Source organism: Aliivibrio friggae (genome assembly GCF_057368515.1).
Genome location: NZ_CM170648.1, coordinates 1,782,187 through 1,801,336 on the forward strand (window position 1 = coordinate 1,782,187; position 19,150 = coordinate 1,801,336).

General features: G+C 38.0%; 18 protein-coding genes. 9 read left to right on the top strand and 9 right to left on the bottom strand.

Going from position 1 to position 19,150, the window contains the following annotated elements; genetic code table 11:
- The first annotated feature begins 69 nt into the window (after nucleotides 1-69).
- From AC2INI_RS08260 to AC2INI_RS08275, 4 genes are all read left to right on the top strand, one after another.
- Nucleotides 70-1,236 (top strand): amino acid ABC transporter permease, encoded by a 1,167-nt coding sequence (locus tag AC2INI_RS08260; protein WP_045102309.1) that lies wholly within the window; start codon nucleotides 70-72, stop codon nucleotides 1,234-1,236.
- A gap of 2 nt (nucleotides 1,237-1,238) precedes the next feature.
- Nucleotides 1,239-2,336 carry an amino acid ABC transporter permease gene (locus AC2INI_RS08265; protein WP_045102310.1) on the top strand — a complete coding sequence of 366 codons (1,098 nt, stop codon included), beginning with the start codon at nucleotides 1,239-1,241 and terminating at the stop codon, nucleotides 2,334-2,336.
- Nucleotides 2,337-2,360: 24 nt separating this feature from the next.
- Nucleotides 2,361-3,110, top strand: coding sequence for an amino acid ABC transporter ATP-binding protein (locus tag AC2INI_RS08270; RefSeq protein WP_486304595.1), 750 nt, complete (start codon nucleotides 2,361-2,363; stop codon nucleotides 3,108-3,110).
- 225 nt (nucleotides 3,111-3,335) lie between these two features.
- Complete coding sequence (locus AC2INI_RS08275; protein WP_045102312.1) at nucleotides 3,336-3,998, top strand: Bax inhibitor-1/YccA family protein; 663 nt, start codon at nucleotides 3,336-3,338, stop codon at nucleotides 3,996-3,998.
- Nucleotides 3,999-4,107: 109 nt separating this feature from the next.
- Here the strand turns inward: AC2INI_RS08275 and AC2INI_RS08280 are convergent, their stop codons facing one another.
- Nucleotides 4,108-5,160, bottom strand: a complete 1,053-nt coding sequence (locus AC2INI_RS08280; RefSeq protein ID WP_254052599.1) for a tetratricopeptide repeat protein — start codon at nucleotides 5,158-5,160, stop codon at nucleotides 4,108-4,110.
- Nucleotides 5,161-5,370: 210 nt separating this feature from the next.
- Between AC2INI_RS08280 and AC2INI_RS08285 the strand changes: the two genes are divergently transcribed.
- From AC2INI_RS08285 to AC2INI_RS08295, 3 genes are all read left to right on the top strand, one after another.
- Nucleotides 5,371-7,743, top strand: a complete 2,373-nt coding sequence (locus AC2INI_RS08285) for an ATP-binding protein (protein ID WP_486304596.1) — start codon at nucleotides 5,371-5,373, stop codon at nucleotides 7,741-7,743.
- 1 nt (nucleotide 7,744) lies between these two features.
- Complete coding sequence (locus tag AC2INI_RS08290) at nucleotides 7,745-8,620, top strand: mechanosensitive ion channel family protein (RefSeq protein WP_486304597.1); 876 nt, start codon at nucleotides 7,745-7,747, stop codon at nucleotides 8,618-8,620.
- 136 nt (nucleotides 8,621-8,756) lie between these two features.
- Nucleotides 8,757-9,452 carry a tetratricopeptide repeat protein gene (locus tag AC2INI_RS08295; protein ID WP_122033039.1) on the top strand — a complete coding sequence of 232 codons (696 nt, stop codon included), beginning with the start codon at nucleotides 8,757-8,759 and terminating at the stop codon, nucleotides 9,450-9,452.
- 75 nt (nucleotides 9,453-9,527) lie between these two features.
- On the opposite strand, the gene AC2INI_RS08300 is transcribed toward AC2INI_RS08295, so the two are convergent.
- Nucleotides 9,528-11,003, bottom strand: a complete 1,476-nt coding sequence (locus AC2INI_RS08300) for a bifunctional NUDIX hydrolase/phosphatase PAP2 family protein (RefSeq protein WP_486304598.1) — start codon at nucleotides 11,001-11,003, stop codon at nucleotides 9,528-9,530.
- Nucleotides 11,000-11,485, bottom strand: coding sequence for a GNAT family N-acetyltransferase (locus AC2INI_RS08305; protein ID WP_122033041.1), 486 nt, complete (start codon nucleotides 11,483-11,485; stop codon nucleotides 11,000-11,002). Before AC2INI_RS08305 ends, AC2INI_RS08300 begins: the two co-directional genes overlap by 4 nt.
- A gap of 406 nt (nucleotides 11,486-11,891) precedes the next feature.
- Here AC2INI_RS08305 and AC2INI_RS08310 point away from each other — a divergent pair, with 406 nt between their 5' ends.
- Nucleotides 11,892-12,623 (top strand): phosphatase PAP2 family protein, encoded by a 732-nt coding sequence (locus AC2INI_RS08310; protein ID WP_486304599.1) that lies wholly within the window; start codon nucleotides 11,892-11,894, stop codon nucleotides 12,621-12,623.
- Here AC2INI_RS08310 and AC2INI_RS08315 read toward each other — a convergent pair.
- On the bottom strand, nucleotides 12,620-13,501 hold the full coding sequence (locus tag AC2INI_RS08315) for a LysR substrate-binding domain-containing protein (RefSeq protein WP_486304600.1): 882 nt from the start codon (nucleotides 13,499-13,501) through the stop codon (nucleotides 12,620-12,622). The two genes, AC2INI_RS08310 and AC2INI_RS08315, sit on opposite strands and share 4 nt — an antisense overlap.
- Before the next feature lie 291 nt (nucleotides 13,502-13,792).
- Here AC2INI_RS08315 and cuyB point away from each other — a divergent pair, with 291 nt between their 5' ends.
- Nucleotides 13,793-14,506 carry a cysteate racemase gene (cuyB, locus tag AC2INI_RS08320; RefSeq protein WP_486304601.1) on the top strand — a complete coding sequence of 238 codons (714 nt, stop codon included), beginning with the start codon at nucleotides 13,793-13,795 and terminating at the stop codon, nucleotides 14,504-14,506.
- On the opposite strand, the gene nrfF is transcribed toward cuyB, so the two are convergent.
- The 5 genes from nrfF to nrfC form a co-directional block, all read right to left on the bottom strand.
- Nucleotides 14,503-14,964, bottom strand: a complete 462-nt coding sequence (nrfF, locus tag AC2INI_RS08325) for a heme lyase NrfEFG subunit NrfF (RefSeq protein WP_486304602.1) — start codon at nucleotides 14,962-14,964, stop codon at nucleotides 14,503-14,505. The two genes, cuyB and nrfF, sit on opposite strands and share 4 nt — an antisense overlap.
- On the bottom strand, nucleotides 14,964-15,506 hold the full coding sequence (locus AC2INI_RS08330; protein WP_486304603.1) for a DsbE family thiol:disulfide interchange protein: 543 nt from the start codon (nucleotides 15,504-15,506) through the stop codon (nucleotides 14,964-14,966). The genes nrfF and AC2INI_RS08330 overlap by 1 nt, the downstream gene beginning before the upstream one ends.
- A gap of 11 nt (nucleotides 15,507-15,517) precedes the next feature.
- Nucleotides 15,518-17,407: a heme lyase CcmF/NrfE family subunit gene (locus AC2INI_RS08335; protein WP_486304604.1), complete on the bottom strand. Its 1,890-nt coding sequence runs from the start codon at nucleotides 17,405-17,407 to the stop codon at nucleotides 15,518-15,520.
- A 97-nt stretch (nucleotides 17,408-17,504) separates the two neighbouring features.
- Entirely contained in the window at nucleotides 17,505-18,461 is a 957-nt protein-coding gene (gene nrfD, locus AC2INI_RS08340) for a cytochrome c nitrite reductase subunit NrfD (protein WP_122033048.1), read from the bottom strand.
- 1 nt (nucleotide 18,462) lies between these two features.
- On the bottom strand, nucleotides 18,463-19,149 hold the full coding sequence (gene nrfC, locus AC2INI_RS08345) for a cytochrome c nitrite reductase Fe-S protein (protein WP_486304605.1): 687 nt from the start codon (nucleotides 19,147-19,149) through the stop codon (nucleotides 18,463-18,465).
- Nucleotide 19,150 lies beyond the last annotated feature (1 nt).

A 19,150-nucleotide genomic window follows, 5' to 3' on the forward strand; every position in this document is an offset into this window, starting at 1 on the left:
GATAAGTAACACAATTTTATGGGGTGAATTTTCACCCCTTTTGATAAATGGATTTAAGGTTGTAGTTGTATGTCATCTAAAAATAAAAACCTCTTTTATAATCCAACATTTCGTGCGATTTTATTCCAAGTGATAGCAGTTGCTGCTCTTGTATTTTTCTTTTATTCCATAGTTAACAATGCATTATCCAATTTAGAATCTCGTGGTATCGCGACTGGTCTTGGGTTTTTAAATCAAGAGGCTGGCTTTGGTATTGGTTTATCTTTAGTGGAGTATGATGAAACACACACCTATGGACGCACTTTTATTGTTGGGCTTTTAAACACAGCATTAGTCTCTATTTTAGGGATTTTATTTGCGACTGTACTTGGGTTTACTGTTGGTATTGCTCGATTATCTAACAACTGGCTCGTCAGTCGATGCGCTGCCGTCTATATAGAAACGTTCCGAAATATCCCCCTTTTATTGCAAATTTTCTTTTGGTATTTCGCTGTATTACAAGCACTCCCATCTCCACGCCAAAGTTTGAGTTTAGGCGAAAGCGTATTCTTAAATGTTCGTGGATTATTCTTTCCAGGACCTATATTTGAAGAAGGTTCTAACCTTATCGGCATGGCAGTAATTATTGCGATTGTCTTTATTATCTTTTTATCTAAATGGGCAAAGAACAAACAAACACTTACTGGTCAACAGACCCCTTTGCTTCGATATTCACTATTAGCCCTTATTGGTTTACCAACGATGGCTTACTTTATTTCAGGAATGCCGATCACCATTGAGTACCCAGAACTTAAGGGATTTAACTTTAAAGGTGGTATTAGTATTATTCCTGAATTAGCCGCATTAGTTGTAGCATTAAGTGTTTATACTGCTTCTTTTATTGCAGAGATTGTTCGTTCAGGTATTAACGCGGTTAGCCATGGACAAACAGAAGCAGCAATGGCTTTAGGTTTACCTAGAAATAAAACACTAAAACTTGTCGTTATCCCACAAGCGATGCGCATCATTATTCCCCCTCTAACAAGCCAATACTTAAACTTAACGAAAAACTCCTCATTAGCAATGGCGATTGGTTATCCTGATTTAGTGTCTGTATTTGCAGGTACTACGTTAAACCAAACCGGACAAGCTATTGAGATCATCACAATGACAATGGCGGTTTATTTAACCTTAAGTCTATTGACCTCATTCTTGATGAATATTTATAACAGTAAAGTCGCACTGGTTGAGAGGTAATCATGAGCATACATCAATTTCAGCCAGATCTTCCGCCACCAGCAAATACGGTTGGCGCAGTAACTTGGCTTAAGAAACATCTATTTAACGGCCCTATTAATTCAATTCTGACGATTATTATTGCGTATTTAGCATTTAGTGGCCTATGGAATGCGGTCAATTGGGCTTTAATCAATGCCGATTGGATAGGAACAACACGTGATGCCTGCTCAAGTGAAGGCGCTTGTTGGGTAATGATCAACGTTCGTTGGGACCAGTTCATGTATGGCTTCTACCCTACTGATGAACTCTGGCGCCCTCAGCTATTTTATGGTCTGTTAGCTATCTTTGTAGCTCTACTAGCCTATGAACATACACCTAAAAAAGTGGCTATTTGGTTAGTATTTGTAAACATCTTCCCATTCTTTGCAGCCTTCTTATTGTATGGCGGCGTATTTGGTTTACCGGTTGTTGATACACACCTTTGGGGTGGGTTATTAATTACCTTAGTTATTGCCATCGTGGGGATCGTTGTTTCGCTTCCTATTGGTGTCGCTCTTGCACTAGGTCGCCGTTCTGAAATGCCAATAATTCGCAGCATGTGTACCGTGTATATTGAGATTTGGCGTGGTGTTCCATTAATCACGGTTCTCTTTATGGCTTCGGTTATGCTTCCACTGTTTTTATCTGAAGGTATGGAGCTAGATAAACTCTTTAGAGCACTCATTGGTGTGGTTTTATTTAGTGCTGCATATATGGCTGAAGTGGTTCGTGGTGGCTTACAAGCAATACCAAAAGGTCAATATGAAGCGGCTGATGCACTTGGATTGGGCTATTGGAAAAAGATGCGCTTAATCATCTTGCCACAAGCATTAAAAATCACTATTCCATCAATCGTAAATACCTTCATTGGCTTATTTAAAGATACAAGTCTGGTACTTATTATAGGTATGTTTGATGTGCTCGGTATTGGCCAAGCCGCAAATACCGATCCTGAGTGGTTAGGGTTTTCAACAGAAAGTTATGTCTTTGTCGCTTTGGTTTTCTGGGTGTTCTGTTTCTCTATGTCGAGATACTCCATCTATTTAGAAAACAAACTTCATACAGGCCACAAGCGATAATTAACAGAATTCAAGGATGTAGTTATGACAACTCAACAAGATTATATGATTAAGTTAGATGACATGAACAAATGGTATGGCGAATTTCATGTGCTTAAGAACATCAACTTACAAGTAAAAAAAGGCGAAAAGATTGTTATTTGTGGCCCTTCTGGCTCGGGTAAATCAACCATGATCCGATGTATTAACCGTCTAGAAGAGCACCAAAAGGGACATATTTACGTTTCAGGTACAGAACTTACCGAAGACTTAAAGAATATAGAAGCAGTACGTAGAGAAGTTGGCATGTGTTTCCAGCACTTCAACCTCTTCCCTCACCTAACCGTACTTGAAAATTGTACCTTAGCGCCTATTTGGGTAAAGAAAATGCCAAAAGCAGAAGCGGAAGCATTAGCAATGCAATTTCTTGAGCGTGTAAAAATCCCAGATCAAGCCGATAAATACCCAGGCCAACTGTCTGGTGGGCAACAACAGCGTGTAGCGATTGCTCGCTCGCTATGCATGAATCCGCAAGTGATGCTATTTGATGAGCCAACATCTGCGCTCGATCCTGAAATGGTTCGTGAGGTTCTTGATGTAATGGTTGAACTTGCAGATGAAGGGATGACAATGCTATGCGTAACTCATGAGATGGGGTTTGCTAAAGAAGTCGCCGATCGGGTAATTTTCATGGATGCTGGCGAAATTATTGAAGAAAATAATCCCGTCGATTTCTTTGAAAATCCACAATCTGATAGAACTCTGCTATTCTTAAGTCAGATCTTGCATCACTAAAATCACGAGGTTATCTCGAAAAGTAAGACTAAAAAGCAGTGATCGTTTGATCACTGCTTTTTGTTACAGATGCTTACAAAGTACACAAGCTAAGTTAATGCACTGATGTAAAATGGTTTCTAGCTCAATTAATTCAGTTCAAAAATTAGAACTTACTTGATTTTTTGAACTATAGGCACCATAACTGTCTATATATTTATGTCTGTCCATTCCAAGGGGAATACGATGAATAATCAAATGTTCGGCCAAACTCATACACAAGAGTCGGCTCTACAAACAAATAAAGTATTACGTAATACTTATTTCTTACTGTCTATGACACTGTTATGGTCGGCGCTTGTTGCTGGTGTATCAATGGCTCTGAATTTACCTCGTCCAGGTATTATCATTATGCTTGTTGGTTTCTACGGCCTATTGTTCCTAACAGAGAAAAACCGTAACAACAGCATGGGTCTTGTATTTACCTTCTTATTTACTGGTTTCTTAGGTTACACCATTGGTCCAATCCTGAACATGTACATTGGTGCAGGTATGGGCGATGTTATCTTAACTGCTCTTGGCGGTACTGCATTATCATTCATGGCAGCATCGGCTTACGCATTAACAACTAAGCGTGATTTATCATTCCTTAACGGTGTGCTAATGGCTGGTTTCGTTGTGCTTCTAATTGGTATGGTAGCGAATATCTTCCTACAAATGCCTTTATTACACCTTGCGATGAGTGGCATGTTCATTCTGTTCTCTACAGGTGCGATTCTGCTTACAACACAATCAATCATCCGTGGCGGTGAAACAAGCTACATCTCAGCAACGATTACGCTGTATGTTTCTATCTACAACATCTTCATCAGCCTACTAAGTATTCTTGGTATTATGCGTGATGATTAATCGATAAATAATTCGATAAGTATAAAAAATGCCAGCCCTCACAGGCTGGCATTTTTGTATCTATTAATTGGTATATCTACTGATTTAGTTACAACACCAAGAAAGAAATCTAGTTGGTATACATTGCACACTCATCATTAATGTCTTCTGGCGGAAAGTAATTTTCTCTTACATAGAACTTATTAAGTAAACGAATTACCGAATGTTTCTTTACCGGCTTTTCATCCATCAATCCATGTAACTTACGAGCCACATTTTGAATCGTTAACAAATTTTCTAAAGGCAAACTGGCTTCTAAGTCATTCTTTAAACTATGAGCTTCCTCATAACCACTCGCAACCGCGAGATAAGCCCAAATATAAGCAACCGCATTATGAGAAGAAGATATCTTTTGATTATATTGAGCTGAGCGAAGTTGTGACTCAGGAATTTTAAGTTCACCTCCACGCTCTGTCCAATAAATCGCTTTATAAATATTTTTCTCTACCCCTATCCCGTGGTAGTAACAGGAACTGACAGTCACCATTGCTTTGGGATCACCTTGATACGCAGCTCTTAACATCCAATAGAAACCTTCAGGATGACCATCTTGAAGCTTTTGATACCATTGAGCGAGAAAAAGCTGCGCCTCTAAATGTTCTTTTAATGCTAATGCTGTAATAGTTTGGGTTCCAAGTTCAATATCTTTTTCGCAACCAACTCCTTCAAGGTACAGCTTGCCTAACCTAAATGTTGAACTCTGCTTGCCTTTTGAATCGCCTAATCGAGCAGCCCAATATTTGGATTTTTCGCTCGATTCAGGATCATCATAGTTATCATCATAAAGACGAACGAGTGCATAAAAAGCTTGTTGACTATTTTGCTCTGCCGCTTTGAGATACCATTTAATGGCTCCGTTTTGGTCGACTAATTCTAGATCTGCCCCTAAGGCAAGCTGAGCGGTGATATTGCCTTTATTTGCACGCTCAATTTTATCTTTTCTGTCTGTTTCATCATCAAAAACGACGATAGGAGAAGAAGGCGAATAATTGCTTCTTCGTTGCGCCGCTAACACTTTTTTCTTTTCAACTGATTGAAAGTGCAAAATCATAACAATTAAGCAAATTACGCCAGTAAAAAATAAGAACCAATACATATAAATATCATCAAAAGAGGAATACATTTTTATCCCTCTATTCTAGTTCCTTTCCCTACCAATTAGAATTAATACCTTTTGCAAAATAGGCTTATCTTTATATTTTTAATCAAAAAAGAGAGAAATAAATAGAATGATAAGCCATATCTATATTTTCATCTCCATTCCTAGCTTTGTTACTGGTTTTTTTCAAAAAATTCGCTAAGGTAATATTAAATTACTCTGTATTTGGTCTATATGAAAAAGCTCTCTCGTTATTTTTTATTTATGCTTCTTTTCACTTTATCTCAAGCTTGTTATGCAAGTTGGGGGCTTTCTGATGAACAGCCAATAGAGATCTCGCCACAAGCACAAAAAATTGAGCAAAATATTCAGGCTCTACCAGAGCAGCACTTTTTCTCTAAAAACGATTACTCTCAGGTAAAGCGTCTATTATCGACGACAATTACTCAGCAAAAAAAGCATGCCGAAGGTCTTGAAAAAGCATTGGTTGATTATCGAGATAATAGTGATGAAGCTCATTGGTTAGTCGTTGAAGCGGATCACCAATCACTAAACTCTCTTAATCTTAGTAAGCAGCTATTGCTACAATTAACTGACCAAACAACTAGAGATCAGTTAACAGGATTTGGTCCCTATGGCGTAACTCAATTCTATTCTGAGCTGTCAATCACTCGATTGAACATTGAGTATTATTTGCATTATCAAATTCGAAGTTTCAAAAATTTATTACGCGATTTACAAATTTCACCGGTACCTATTATCAGTGTTATTTTCAAAGTATTGTGTGTCTTTTTTATATTCAGTTGGTGGTTAAAAAATAGCGCTCGTTTAATCAATGACTTTAAAAAATCAAATCTAGAAGGCTCGACAAAACCCAATATCATTATTAGGGCTATTTGGTACCTTACTCGTGCCCATAAAGCGATAGCTTGGTTACTATTAATTACTGTAACATTACGAATTATCTCGACACTTCCAAGCCTACAACATCTTATTTTCCTTGAGATCTTTACCTGGTGGATTTTAGGTGGCTCTATTGCCGTAAGCTTCATTCTAGAGTTTATTTACCGTAACAGTAAACATAATAAGAAAGAGGTTATTGCTCGTCGATTAGCCACTATTCGTCACTATGTTTGGGGAGGAATTGTTGCCGGTGTTATTTTACAGATTTCATCTCGCACTCTTGGTGAAGGTACAATTTACGCATGGATCAATTCATTAGTTTATCTATTTTTTGTCCTTCTAACGGTTTATACCCTAAAGCAATGGAAAGAAACGGTCTTTGAAAAGATTCATCTCCTAGATCCATTGCCAGTATCTATTCAATGGGCAGTAAGAAATCAAAATACATTTCTGATCTCTATCGCAGCGACGGCTAGTGGTGCGGTTTGGCTCTCTTGGCGATCAATCCAACACAATATTATTAGCGTACTGTCCCAATATACCGCGTTTAGTCATGCTCTCGCGTATTTATTTAGAATTGAAGTCGCAAAACAAACAGAAGTCTCACGTGTACAATCTAACCTAGTTCGAATCAAAGGCTCTGCCGCTTTTGATTATATTTCTCCAGGCTCAGAAGAATCAACATTAATTGAAGAGTATGCAAAAGAAGAAATGACGGCGCTTTCTCGTTACTTATTAACAGATAATCCTGCCGTATGTGTTCTTTCAGGAGAACGAGGCGTTGGTACAACCACTCTACTTAATCGAATTATAAATAAAGTTAAAAATGCACAGCCACTGTATTTAAATTGCCCTTATGACGGCTACTCTGCTTTATTACCAGAATTTGCTAAACAGTTAGGGTTACCTGAAGAATCGACTGAAAGAGATATTCTTCAGCACTTACGAAATAGTGAAACTTGTTACCTATTGGCTTTTGATAATGCACAGCGCTTAGTTAAGCCTAAAGTAAATGGTTTAGCGGATTTAATGAAACTGACCAACTTATTGCGTCGCGCTCGTAAAAGTCATCGCGTTGTTTTAGCTATTGAAAAATCGAGCTGGCGTTTTATCGATCGAGCTCGTGGAGAGCGTTTGCTATTTGATCTGGTTACCTTCATGCCTAAATGGGGGGAAAAACAGATAGCCCAACTGCTTGAGTCTCGTATTACCACCACACAAAATCCAGAAACTAATGAAACGGTGCCTTCTATTTCATTTGATGGCTTAATTCTGCCAAGACAATGGGATGAGGAAAATTTAACGGAAGAAGAGCGAGCTAGAAATGGCTTTTATCGTATTTTATGGGATTACTCGGATGGTAACCCTACGGTTGCATTACGCTTTTTCCGATTATCTTTACATCGTGATAAAGACACTGAAGCAGTGCTGGTTCGCTTATTTAAAGCCCCTCATTCAGATGACTTAGAGACAATGCCTAAGCCAATGCTTGCAGTACTTCGTTCGATTGTACAACTGGAGATTGCCTCTCCTGCTGATGTCTGTGAATGCAGTCGTTTAAGCATAGCTGAAGTGATCAGTACATTACGATACTTTCAAAGTCGTGGATACATTGAATGGAACGAAGAAAAAGCTCGTATTTCCGATCACTGGTTCCGTCACATTACTAATGTTTTACATCGTCAACACTTACTGGTGAAATAATATGTTTCGATTATTTGTCTTTCTTTTTGCATTCAGCTTTGGACATACCGCATTAGCGGAAGATCCTCAATCAATTGATAATCTCCATCAATTCGCAAGTTTGATCCGCTGGAGTGGTGTCGCATTTTCATTCATCATTGTATTTGTTGCATGGTTATTGCTCCGCTTTACACAATCTATTGTTGATGGGATCAGTAGCCAGTTTGCTCAGCGTCGAATGTTGATGCAAAAGCTGCAATCTTTCTTTCAATTCTTTATTTATATGTCGACGGGTATGGCGGTATTCATGCTTAGTTTTCGAGTCGATGAAAGAGTATTAGCGTTGATAGGGGGTACTCTCGCCGTCTCTGTTGGTTTTGCATTAAAAGACCTTACTGCTTCTTTCATTGCGGGTTTAACCATCATGATTGACCGACCTTTTCAGGTTGGGGATAGAGTGACATTCGAAGGACATTATGGGGACATTATTGCCATTGGTTTACGTTCAGTCCGTATGCAAACATTAAACGACGATATCATTACAATCCCAAACAATAAATTCTTAAATGAAGTCGCGATGAGTGGAAACTACGGCGCACTAGATATGCAAGTCGTTATTCCTTTTTACATTGGAATGGATCAAGACATAAATACGGCTCGTGATATTATTCAAGAAGCAGCATCATCAAGTCGTTATATCCATTTACCAAAGCCTGTCGTCGTACTTGTAAAGCAGACAATAACGGATAATTACTTAGCTATACAATTGACGTGTAAAGCCTATGTCGTTGATATTAAATTTGAAAAGTTATTTGAGACGGATATTACACTGCGTGTGATGCAAGAGTTTAGAAAATCAGATATCTATCCGCCAGCGATTGCGATACAAAGTAAGTAATGATTGAAAAGGCACTCTATAATTAATAAAGTGCCTTTTAAAATATAGAATCAAGCCCCTATTAATTTATCTCTCGCTGTCACCATACTTTATTGATAAAATGGCATTCTATATTGGCTAACTTCTTGGTTCTGTAATGAAATTAATGTTAAAAACCCTAATCTTATCGGCGTCATTATTCTCCTCTCTAGCCTTAGCTAATACTGAAGCTCACAATGATTATCTAAAAGGTACTGCTTATTTAAACCAAGATAATTATAAAGAAGCCATCACTTGGTTAACAAGTGCCGCAAATAATGGCTCTATCGAAGCACAAAATAAAATAGGTGTAATTTACGCGAAAGGCATTGGTACTGACGTTAATACACACTTAGCCATTCAATATTTTACTAAAGCTGCAGCAAATGAAAGCTCCATGGCCTACTACAATCTTGGTAAGATTTATGAAAGCCAAGAGAAGTTCTCAATCGCTATTGACTGGTATAATAAAGCCATTGAAATGAATAATAGCAATGCTATGAATAACTTAGCTGATTTATATCTTAATGGTAAAGACTTAGTTCAAAGTACGCATCAAGCTGAATTGCTTTATATACAAGCGGCAGAAGCTGGAAACCCAACCGCAATGCGTAATTTGGGCTTTTTATACTTTAAAGGTTCTGAAGTTAAACAGGATATGGGAAAAGCCTATTTTTGGTTTAATTTAGCCGCTGCAAAAGCCTACCCTAATGCGGATAAATATCGTGACTTTTCTGGCAAGAAGCTAAACAAAACAAAAAGAGTGCTAATCCAAAATGAAGCATTAGAGTGGTTAGAAAAGCATTCAAAATAAACCAATCATTTACTTCCTATTCCAGTACGTTACCGAGTAGCCTTCCACATAAATAAGGCTACTCAGTCTCTCTTTCTATTTATTTTTCTTTTTATGATTTAATCCGCGTGGCAACCAAGCAGATATGGTAAGGATCATAAGTATTAGCGATAAATTCGCGATCGATTTTACTGTTAGAACTGTTACTGAACTGGCTTCTAATGAATCTAATAGTAAACCCGTACCAAAACGCGCACTAACTACCATAATCAATAAAACAAACAAGGTAATCAAACGATCTTTAATAGTTAGAATGGGCTGCTCTTTTGATAACAGAATAGCTAAAATGACACCCCAGCATAGTGACGCCATATATAAATAATTCATATATTGCATAGTAAAAGCAATACCACTTGTGACTAAAGCTATGATTACCCAAAACGGTAAACTTGCCATAACGCGATACAACAAATCACCATGCTTACGCTGTAAGCTCGAAAAGTGAACGATAACCATCGCGCCTAATGCTATACCCACAATTGCATCACTCAAAAAGTGAATACCAAGCCAAATTCGAGCAATTGATTGAGTTATAATCAATCCAATAAAGAATAGACCAAATCGATGCAATGTTATTGATGAAATCTGCTTTCTCTTTAGTGAAAGATAAAATACCCCATAAATAACCGTGGCTAACATGGCATTCATACTTGGTAATCCAAAACCATTTGCTTGAGTTAACTGTAATTGAGGAACATAAACAAATGGTCGAGGTAACCCTAACCCTTGCTTAGCTAGCTCGGCAAATACAATGGTTAAAATAATGCCAAATAGTAAGGTGAGCGCGCTTTCACGGCCAAAATAAACAAGAGCAACAATAAATAGAAAATAGAAAAAAGCTTCAGTCCCTGTTTCATTAATTACCGTAAAAAACATTTTAATACTGATATTAATAATTGCAGGTAAACTATCTATACTTGCTCGTAATGACGTCAATAACTGTAATTCAACTTGATGGATATCAGAGGCTTGATCAACTAAATTATTCACCCATGTGATTTTATTATCACTCTCTAACGGCTTAGCAAACCAATGTTTAAGTTGCTCTAACTGTTCTGGATAACGATATTTATCTGACTTTATTTTGTAAGGTTCTGTTAAATATACAGCTTCAGTCTCTACACCATAATGTGGTGCAAACCATGATGGGATCCGATACAAACCATTACTGGTCTCCAAATCAAATACGATAATGTCCGAGTCACTACTACAACGGTAAATTATCGCTTTTTCGTCTTGATGCAGTATCTCTTTTGCGGTAACAACTAAGCCTGCTTCTTCCCACGTTTCTCTTTCAGCCGCTTGTTGTGGAGTTTCTCCCTCATCAATTAAGCCTCCAGGCAGTGATAATTTTCCCGTAATTAACTCTTCAATGAGAACAACACGAAAACCATCATCCACCACGCACACAGCGCCCTTTGAGATAGGGGCTTCATTCGCGATCGTTGAAGTCGAAAATAGGGTTGAAAGGCATGTTGTAAGCAATAAAGCAAAAGTAAAAAACTTATTCATATCTCACTCTCTTTTAATGCTTTTCGCAAATAGTGAATATGATCTGTCATGCCTTGCTGATGATAGAAATTTATCGCGGTTTGATTAAAATCCCACACTTCAACAAAAATCTCTCTCACACCATAGTCTTTTAGCTCTTGTTCAATTCGTGTCATTAATTGCTCAGCAACACCTTCTCTACGATGTTGTGATTCAACATACAGTTCATCTATTGTTGCCATCATGACAGGTTTACTTACAGTTGAAATCAATTCACAAAAATGCCCTGTCACAAATCCAATAACAACACCTTCAAGTTCTGCCACGTACACCATGCAATCTGGATCATCTAAATAACGAGAGATACTTTTCTCTTCTTCAATTTCAGACGCCGTTTTAAATAATTCAGGGCACTGTTGATGATGCTCATCATGCAACTGATACATCATTGAGTTTAGGCAAAATAGATCGGTTTCTTTTGCTCGACGAATAACTGAAGACATGTTGATACCAAATAATGATTGAACTGTAATTAGACCATGATTTATAAACAAAAAAAAGGCTCCGTATAAGCAGAATCTTTATTCGTAGAGCTATCTATCAGTTTTACCAATAATAGTTATAAACTATGGCTCAGATGAATGAATACAAGGATGGCATCAGTATCCTTTGGGTGGTTAGAGATCCTATAAACACCTATAAAATAATCGAACTCTTTAAATAAAAGAGTGTCTGACGATTTATTCCAATAAAATATCTTATAGATATAGAGCATCTATTTATCATAATAAATTGTTATACTATAGGGGCAAAGAACTATGAAATTAGCGGCCTTCCTTGCTTTATTCTGACTATTAATAAGCGAATAAAGGTAAACTCATCCCACTAAAACCTATTAAATGAATAATTATGTTTTTTTCTTTTTCTCCTAAACATCGCTCTTACGAATTGATCGCTTTTTTTCTGTTTATTTCAGTAATGGGGATAATTTTATTATTGGCCCCTAGACCTGATTTATTCACGCCATTACCACCTTTTGAAAATGATCTCCTTAAATGGTTTAGTCGTTCAGCAGGTGAATACCTATTTATTCTTACCTTAGCTATTCTCTGTTCAATCCCTATTATTCAGCGATTATCTATTAAAAAAATACTCTCTTTATATATGCAATTTGGCATTCTTCTCGTATTGAGTTTTATGCTTAAAAGCGGCGTGAAAGCAATAACTGAGATCCCTCGCCCATATACACAAGCCTTAGTACAAGTTGATCTTGTTGACAGTACTGAAGGTTTTTACTCATTAGATGAAGACAGCAAGCAGGCACTTATTAGCCATGTGGAAAACAAAGTGAGTCCAGCCCGCATTGAACAGTGGCGAGCAAGTACTAACTATTCATTCCCATCGGGGCATACTATATTTGCTGCTATTTGTGTTTTATTCTGGGGGGGATTTTTGCTACGACATAAGCACTACATTTTAACCGCTGCTGTTATTACTTGGGGAGTCGGTGTTGGTTTTAGTCGTATTTGGCTTGGTATGCACTGGCCAACCGACCTGATGGCTTCAATTATAAGCGCATCTATTCTGATCCTATGTGTTCCAACCATTAATTTAGAAAAAGAGCCTATAGGTAAAAACTAAGACTCTATTTCACACAAAATGCTCCAAACCTTCTCGCCTGCTGGATGCAACCTAGCTTGATAGCGGTAAGCATAATACTCAATAGAAAGTCGTAATGTTGGTTCGCCAATAATTGCGACTTTTTTTTGTTTTAACTCTTCTTTAATACTATAAGCCGGTAACCAAGCAATACCTTGACGGTCAAGTACCAACATTTTTAGCATATCTGTCATTGATGATGAGAATATTGGATTTAATTGTACTTGCTCTCGCACTGTTTCAACTTGTCTCCCCATGTATGATGTTGAACTGTAAGCTAACCACGGTAAAGGCTCTCCACTATCAAAATTAAAGATCGCCTTGCCTTGCTCGTTACATGCACTAACTGGTAATAATTCGGTTTTAGACAGTAATTGAGATTGATAAGGCGGCAGTCTTAGGATCTCATCATCAAATGCTAATAAAATATCACACGCGCCCTCTCTTAATTCTTTGGTCGCCTGATCAACATCAATTGCCTCAACACTTAATATCGGTTTGTAATCACTCTCTGGTAACAAGCTTTGTATTGTAGGAATTAAACTTGTAGCTAATGAATGAGCAGCCGCGATTTGTACGACGTTACCTCCTAATCGTGATAAATCTGAAATTTGATTAATACCCGTCATTATTTGATTAACCAATGTTCGTGCCGTGATCCGAAATAGTTTCCCACTGGGCGTTAACTCAATCGGTTTACTTTTTCGATCAATCAATTCAGCACCCACGGTATCTTCTAATAAACGAATTCGTCGACTAAACGCGGGTTGAGTTACATTCCTTAATGCCGCGGCTTGAGAAAAGTTCCGCACTTTTGCTAGCACTAAGAAATCTTCTAGCCACTTACTTTCTACATTCATGTCATTTTCTCACTGTCCTTTAAAGGGACGAACATCACTATTCCTAAAATGCATTATTACGATTTACATAATATTTTTATGCTAGATAACTCTAATAAATCACTTTCAAAGAAAACAATTTCGTCTCAAATGTATATAAATCATCCAAAAAAACGACTTACTGAGACTTAATTCTAATTTTTACGCTTTTAGCTATGCCGATTTGACATACAACTATAATTCTTAGCATTTAACAAAAACCACAACGACTGACATGATTTATTCAACTTCTGCATTAGCAAGATTAATATTATGAATAAAAAACTAGGTATCTTAGGTGGGATGGGGCCATTAGCAACCGTTGAGTTTATGATGAAAATAATAACTCAGACACCAGCACATAATGATCAAGAACACATTCCAATGGTAGTGAGTAGTGTTCCACAAATTCCGGATAGAACGGCATTTATTATGGGCCATGGTGAAGATCCTTACCCTGAATTAAAACACAGCTTTGATCAACTAGAGCAATCAGGAGCTGAGTGCATTGTTATTCCATGTAATACTGCACATTATTGGTATTCACAGTTAAGTGCGACTAGCCATGTTCATACCATTAGTATTATTGATAGCGTTGTACAAGAGACCCAAATACGTAAACATAAAACGGTTGGATTACTTGCAACAACAGCAACAATGAAAGCAAGGATGTATCAACAGAAGCTCAACCAGTATGATATTGATGTGATTGAAACTAATGGCATGCAGCAACAAGCAGTTATGCAAGGTATCTACGAAGTTAAAGCTGGAAACATTGAAAAAGGGAAAGCGTTAATGCTACCTGTATTTAAAGATATGTTATCCCAAGGTGCAGAAGCGATTATTCTTGGTTGCACTGAAATCCCAGTAGCGCTAGCTGAGCAAAATTTACAGTCACCGCATCATTGTTTGGATTCATTAGAAATATTAGCAAAGTATTGTGTTGAATGGTCTTATGAAGCAGAGCCAGCAGCGATAGCAAGCTAGCAAGACTCTTTACGATTCTTCTTCACTGATTTAACCGCCATAATGCCAAAACCAATAAGTAGCAATAACGGCAATAGCCAAAGCACATAGGTTTTCACATTTAATGGCGGTTCATATAAAACAAAATCCCCAAAACGACGCGTCATAAATGCCACCACTTCTTTATCACTCTTACCTGCTTTTATTTGCTGGTAAACTTGCAAACGTAAATCTTTGGCTATTGGCGAATTTGACTCGACTAAATTTTGGTTTTGGCATTGAGGGCAACGCAATTGTTTCGCTAAATCAATAGAGCGTTTCTGCTCTTGTGGTGAATTAAATTCAAACAGCTCGACGCTTTCAATTACCTCTTTATCCGCGCCAACAAACAAGCTTGGGCTATTATCAGAATTGGCCTGAACGGATACCGAGCTAAATATTACAATCATCAAAAACAACAATTCTTTGCATCGTTTCATTATAACTCCTTAAAAAAATGAGCAAATTCACGTTGCCATTTTTTCTCATCTAAAGCGCCAGTAAAGCGATGTAATATCACTCCTTTCTGATCAATTAAAAAAGTCGTCGGCGTACCAAAAACGCCTAAATCCATTGCAAGTGATCCTCTTGGATCGAAAATCACCGCTTGGTATGGTGAACCTGTCTTTTCTAACACTTGTTTAGCTGCTATTCGATCATCTCGATAATCTAAACCAATGATGGTTATGCCCTGCTCTTTTAATTGGTGTAAAAAGTGATGCTCGGTTTTACAAATACCACACCAAGCAGCCCAGACATTTAATAAAGTTAATGGTTGCTGTTGAAATAAAGATTCATTTAATAATACAGACGTATCCATGACTTCTGGCAATTCAAAAGCAGGGACACTCTCACCCACCATCGCTGTTGAGGTGCTTGATTCTTTGGTTTCTAACCCGCTAAGTAATACGATAAAAATACCAATACATACACTAACGGCTAGTCCTATTTTAATTATTGTTTTCTTAGAGCCTGTTTTCATCAAGAGTGCCTTTATGCTTCTTCCGCTTTTTTCTTTTTAATGATGGCGATAATACCACCTAATGCCATTAGGATAGAGCCAAACCATATCCATCTTACGTACGCTTTATATTGTAAGCGAAGCGCGAAGCTACCATCTTTAAGTTTTTCACCCAAGGTGACATAAATATCACCATGCCAAAACCAATGCATAGCGGGTTCACTCATGTTCATCACTCGTACTTGATAATGACGACGCTGTGGCTGAACTGTCGCGATTTCTTTTCCCTTTTCACTGATCACTAAATTGGCTTGTTCTGCGGTATAGTTCGGAGCAACCAATAGATCCGTTTCAGCATACGTAATGTCGTAATCGGCTAGTTTTGCTGTAATACCTGGTTCCATTTTGGCACTGGTTTCAAAAGAGTGAGAGCCATTCATTGCCGCCCCAATCATCACAACGGCAACGCCTATATGTGCCACTGCCATTCCGAGCGCTTTTCCTTTTGATTGTTTTATTGTCCATATTGAACCACCAATAACAGCGATGGCTAATACCCAAATAATCGAGGGTACAATAAACAGCTCTTTGTATTGAAGTCGATAAATAATCAAGCCACTGGTTATCGAACCGAGAACTAATAGTAAGCCGTTTCTTTTGGTCGCTATCTCTGTTTTTTGACCCCATTGAACAAAAATTGAAACTGCCATCATCAACAGCGCTATTATCGCCATAGGCACAAACAGTAGGTTGAAATAGGGAGCACCAACAGAGATATTTCCTAATCCTAAAATTTGAAAAATCATAGGATAAAAAGTGCCTAGCAACACGGTTATTGTCGCTATTGAAAACAGTCCTGATAACAGTAGAAAAAGAAAATCGCGACTCATCAACTCAGTGATCGATTTACTATTTAACTGTTTACTTTTAAGTGCATACAAAGAAAATGAGACCAAAAGCACAGCAAAAAGGATCAATAGCAAAATAATGCCACGAGTAGGATCTACCGCAAAGGCATGAACTGAGGTCAATACACCAGAACGCACCACAAAGGTACCAAGAATGCTCAAACTAAACGAAATCAAGGCCAAAACTGCAGAGGTTTTTAATAACTGTTGCTGCTTATGACTGGCTATCAAGGTGTGTAATAACGCAGTCCCAGTTAACCAAGGTAACAAAGAGGCGTTTTCTACAGGATCCCAAAACCACCAACCACCCCATCCTAATTCATAATATGCCCACCATGAACCTAGGCTGATTCCTGCAGTCAATAAAGCCCATGCCAGTAAGGTCCAATTTCTTGCATAACGAACCCATGCTAATGGAACTTCTTTCATCATTAACGCTGCCAGAGCAAAAGAAAACGTAGCGGCAAAACCGACATATCCTAAATAAAGTAATGGTGGATGAAATATCAATCCAATATCTTGCAACATTGGATTCAGATCTCGGCCTTCTAATGGGATATTTACATAAATAATAAATGGATTTGAAGCGAAAAGAGTAAAAGCGGAAAAAATCACAATCAGTGTATTTAACACCAATAAAACACGAACGACATAAGCCTGTTCAATCCGTTTTCTATTTAGCGTTATAAGCCCTGCCCACAACGTTAAGGTTAATACCCAGAACAATAATGAGCCTTCGTGACCTCCCCAAATAGCGGCAATTTTAAAAAATACAGGTAACGCTGAATTAGAATGTTCAGCAATGTATCGGATCGAAAAATCATCGATATAAAAGCCATAGCCAAGCGCAGAGACCGAAAGAATACAAAAAAAACAGCTCAGTAAAGAAAGAGGAAAAATAGCTATTGACCATTGTTCGTTACTTTTAATAAGGCCATATCCAACCGAGCCCATAGCGACAAATGATAATATCATCGTTGCTATTAACCAAAACTGACCGATTTCAGCAATCATACTGCTCCATTGATTTTCAATAAATTATTTAATAATGATGAAACGCCATATCTGTATTACCCTGATAAACAAGGCTGCACTGATATGGCGTTACACTTTATACGACGGTCATTTGTCCTGCATAGAGTACAAACGTACGCAGCATTAATACACCAATCAAACTTAGTGATGTCACAACAAAAATAAAGCCTTTACCATGAGCGACTTCTTTTGGCGTAAATGCATTAAGAGCTAATGGCGTCAGCATACCTAAGCCAATCACCCCAACCCAGAACCAAGTTCCCCAAAAGCCACTACCAATAGCAGCCCATGCAGCCGCTTCACCTTGACCTCCACTAAAGATTAATCCCGTAAAGAAAGTGATAAGAACAAATAATTCAAACACCACAACTGGACGCTCAAAATTATGAATCCATTTTACCGACGTACTATGACTTGATTCTTTAAATCCAAGTACACCAAACAATAAACACGCCGCCGCACCGGAAGATAAACTTGAGAACAAGAATAAAATCGGCAATACCGGGTTATTTAACATTGGGTAGGTTTGTAAAGCTGATAATAAGAAACCAGTATAAGCCGCCAGCATAACCGCTAGCACCGCTAAGAAAATTTCTAATGCGTTCTCAAACTGTTCAATTTTCAACAAAATCGTGTCGATAAAACCAAACTTTCCTTTTAAGAACCCCATGATATCTTTTCTAAAGATAACCCCTATCCAAGCAAACAGTACGACCATATACACTTGGAACAAGATAACCCCCATCGACATTACTGACGTAGGGTTAAAGAAGATCATAATTTTCCAAAAAGATAACGGTTTAGTTAAGTGGAAAATCAAAATAGTAAGACCGGCAATAATACCAAATGGCGCTAATATTGCCGTCGCTTTGATTATGCCGTTATCTGCAGGGTTTCCTTCAATCACTTTACGTTTTAAGTAAATGGATATCATGACCGCACCAGCAGACATGCCCGCTAAGAAAAGGTAGATCGCAATGATCCAATCCCATACCAAAGAGTCAAAATTAAACGCAGCTTCCCATGCACTCATCTTAAATCTCCCCTTTTTGATGTGGGATCTTATATAGCTTAGGCTTAGTGCCTAGACCCACTTTGTCACGATAAACTGGATTATTATTCAGTACCGCATTAATCTCGCTATTTTTGTCGTTTAAATCACCAAATATTAGTGCTTTTGTGGGACAAGATTCAACACAAGCAGGTTGCTTACCTTGTGCTAAATTAGTCTCACGACAAAAATCACATTTATCCGCAGATTTAGTCACAGGATTAAAGAAACGCACTTGATAAGGACACGCCGCTAAACAATAGCCACAACCCACACATTTTTCATTGTGAACATCCACAATTCCTGTTTTTTCATCTTTGTATGCAGCACCCGTCGGGCACACCATCACACAAGGTGCATTTTCACAGTGTTGGCATGACTTACGCGTAAAACGATAATCTACATCTGGGAACTCACCTTTTGGTTCACTACGAATAATCTCTAATCGAGAAACGCCTTCTGGCACACTGTTCACTTCACGACACGCTTCCGTACACGCCGTACAGCCAATACAAGCTGTCTCGTCATGAACCATACCATAGCGTTTCGCGCCGTCTTCCATCGAATAAGCCAGCGTTTTTTTACTGCTCATTAATGACGTGGTTGCAACTCCGGTAGTAAAGATAACCGCACCAGAACCAGCTAAAAAATTTCGTCTAGAACAACTCATA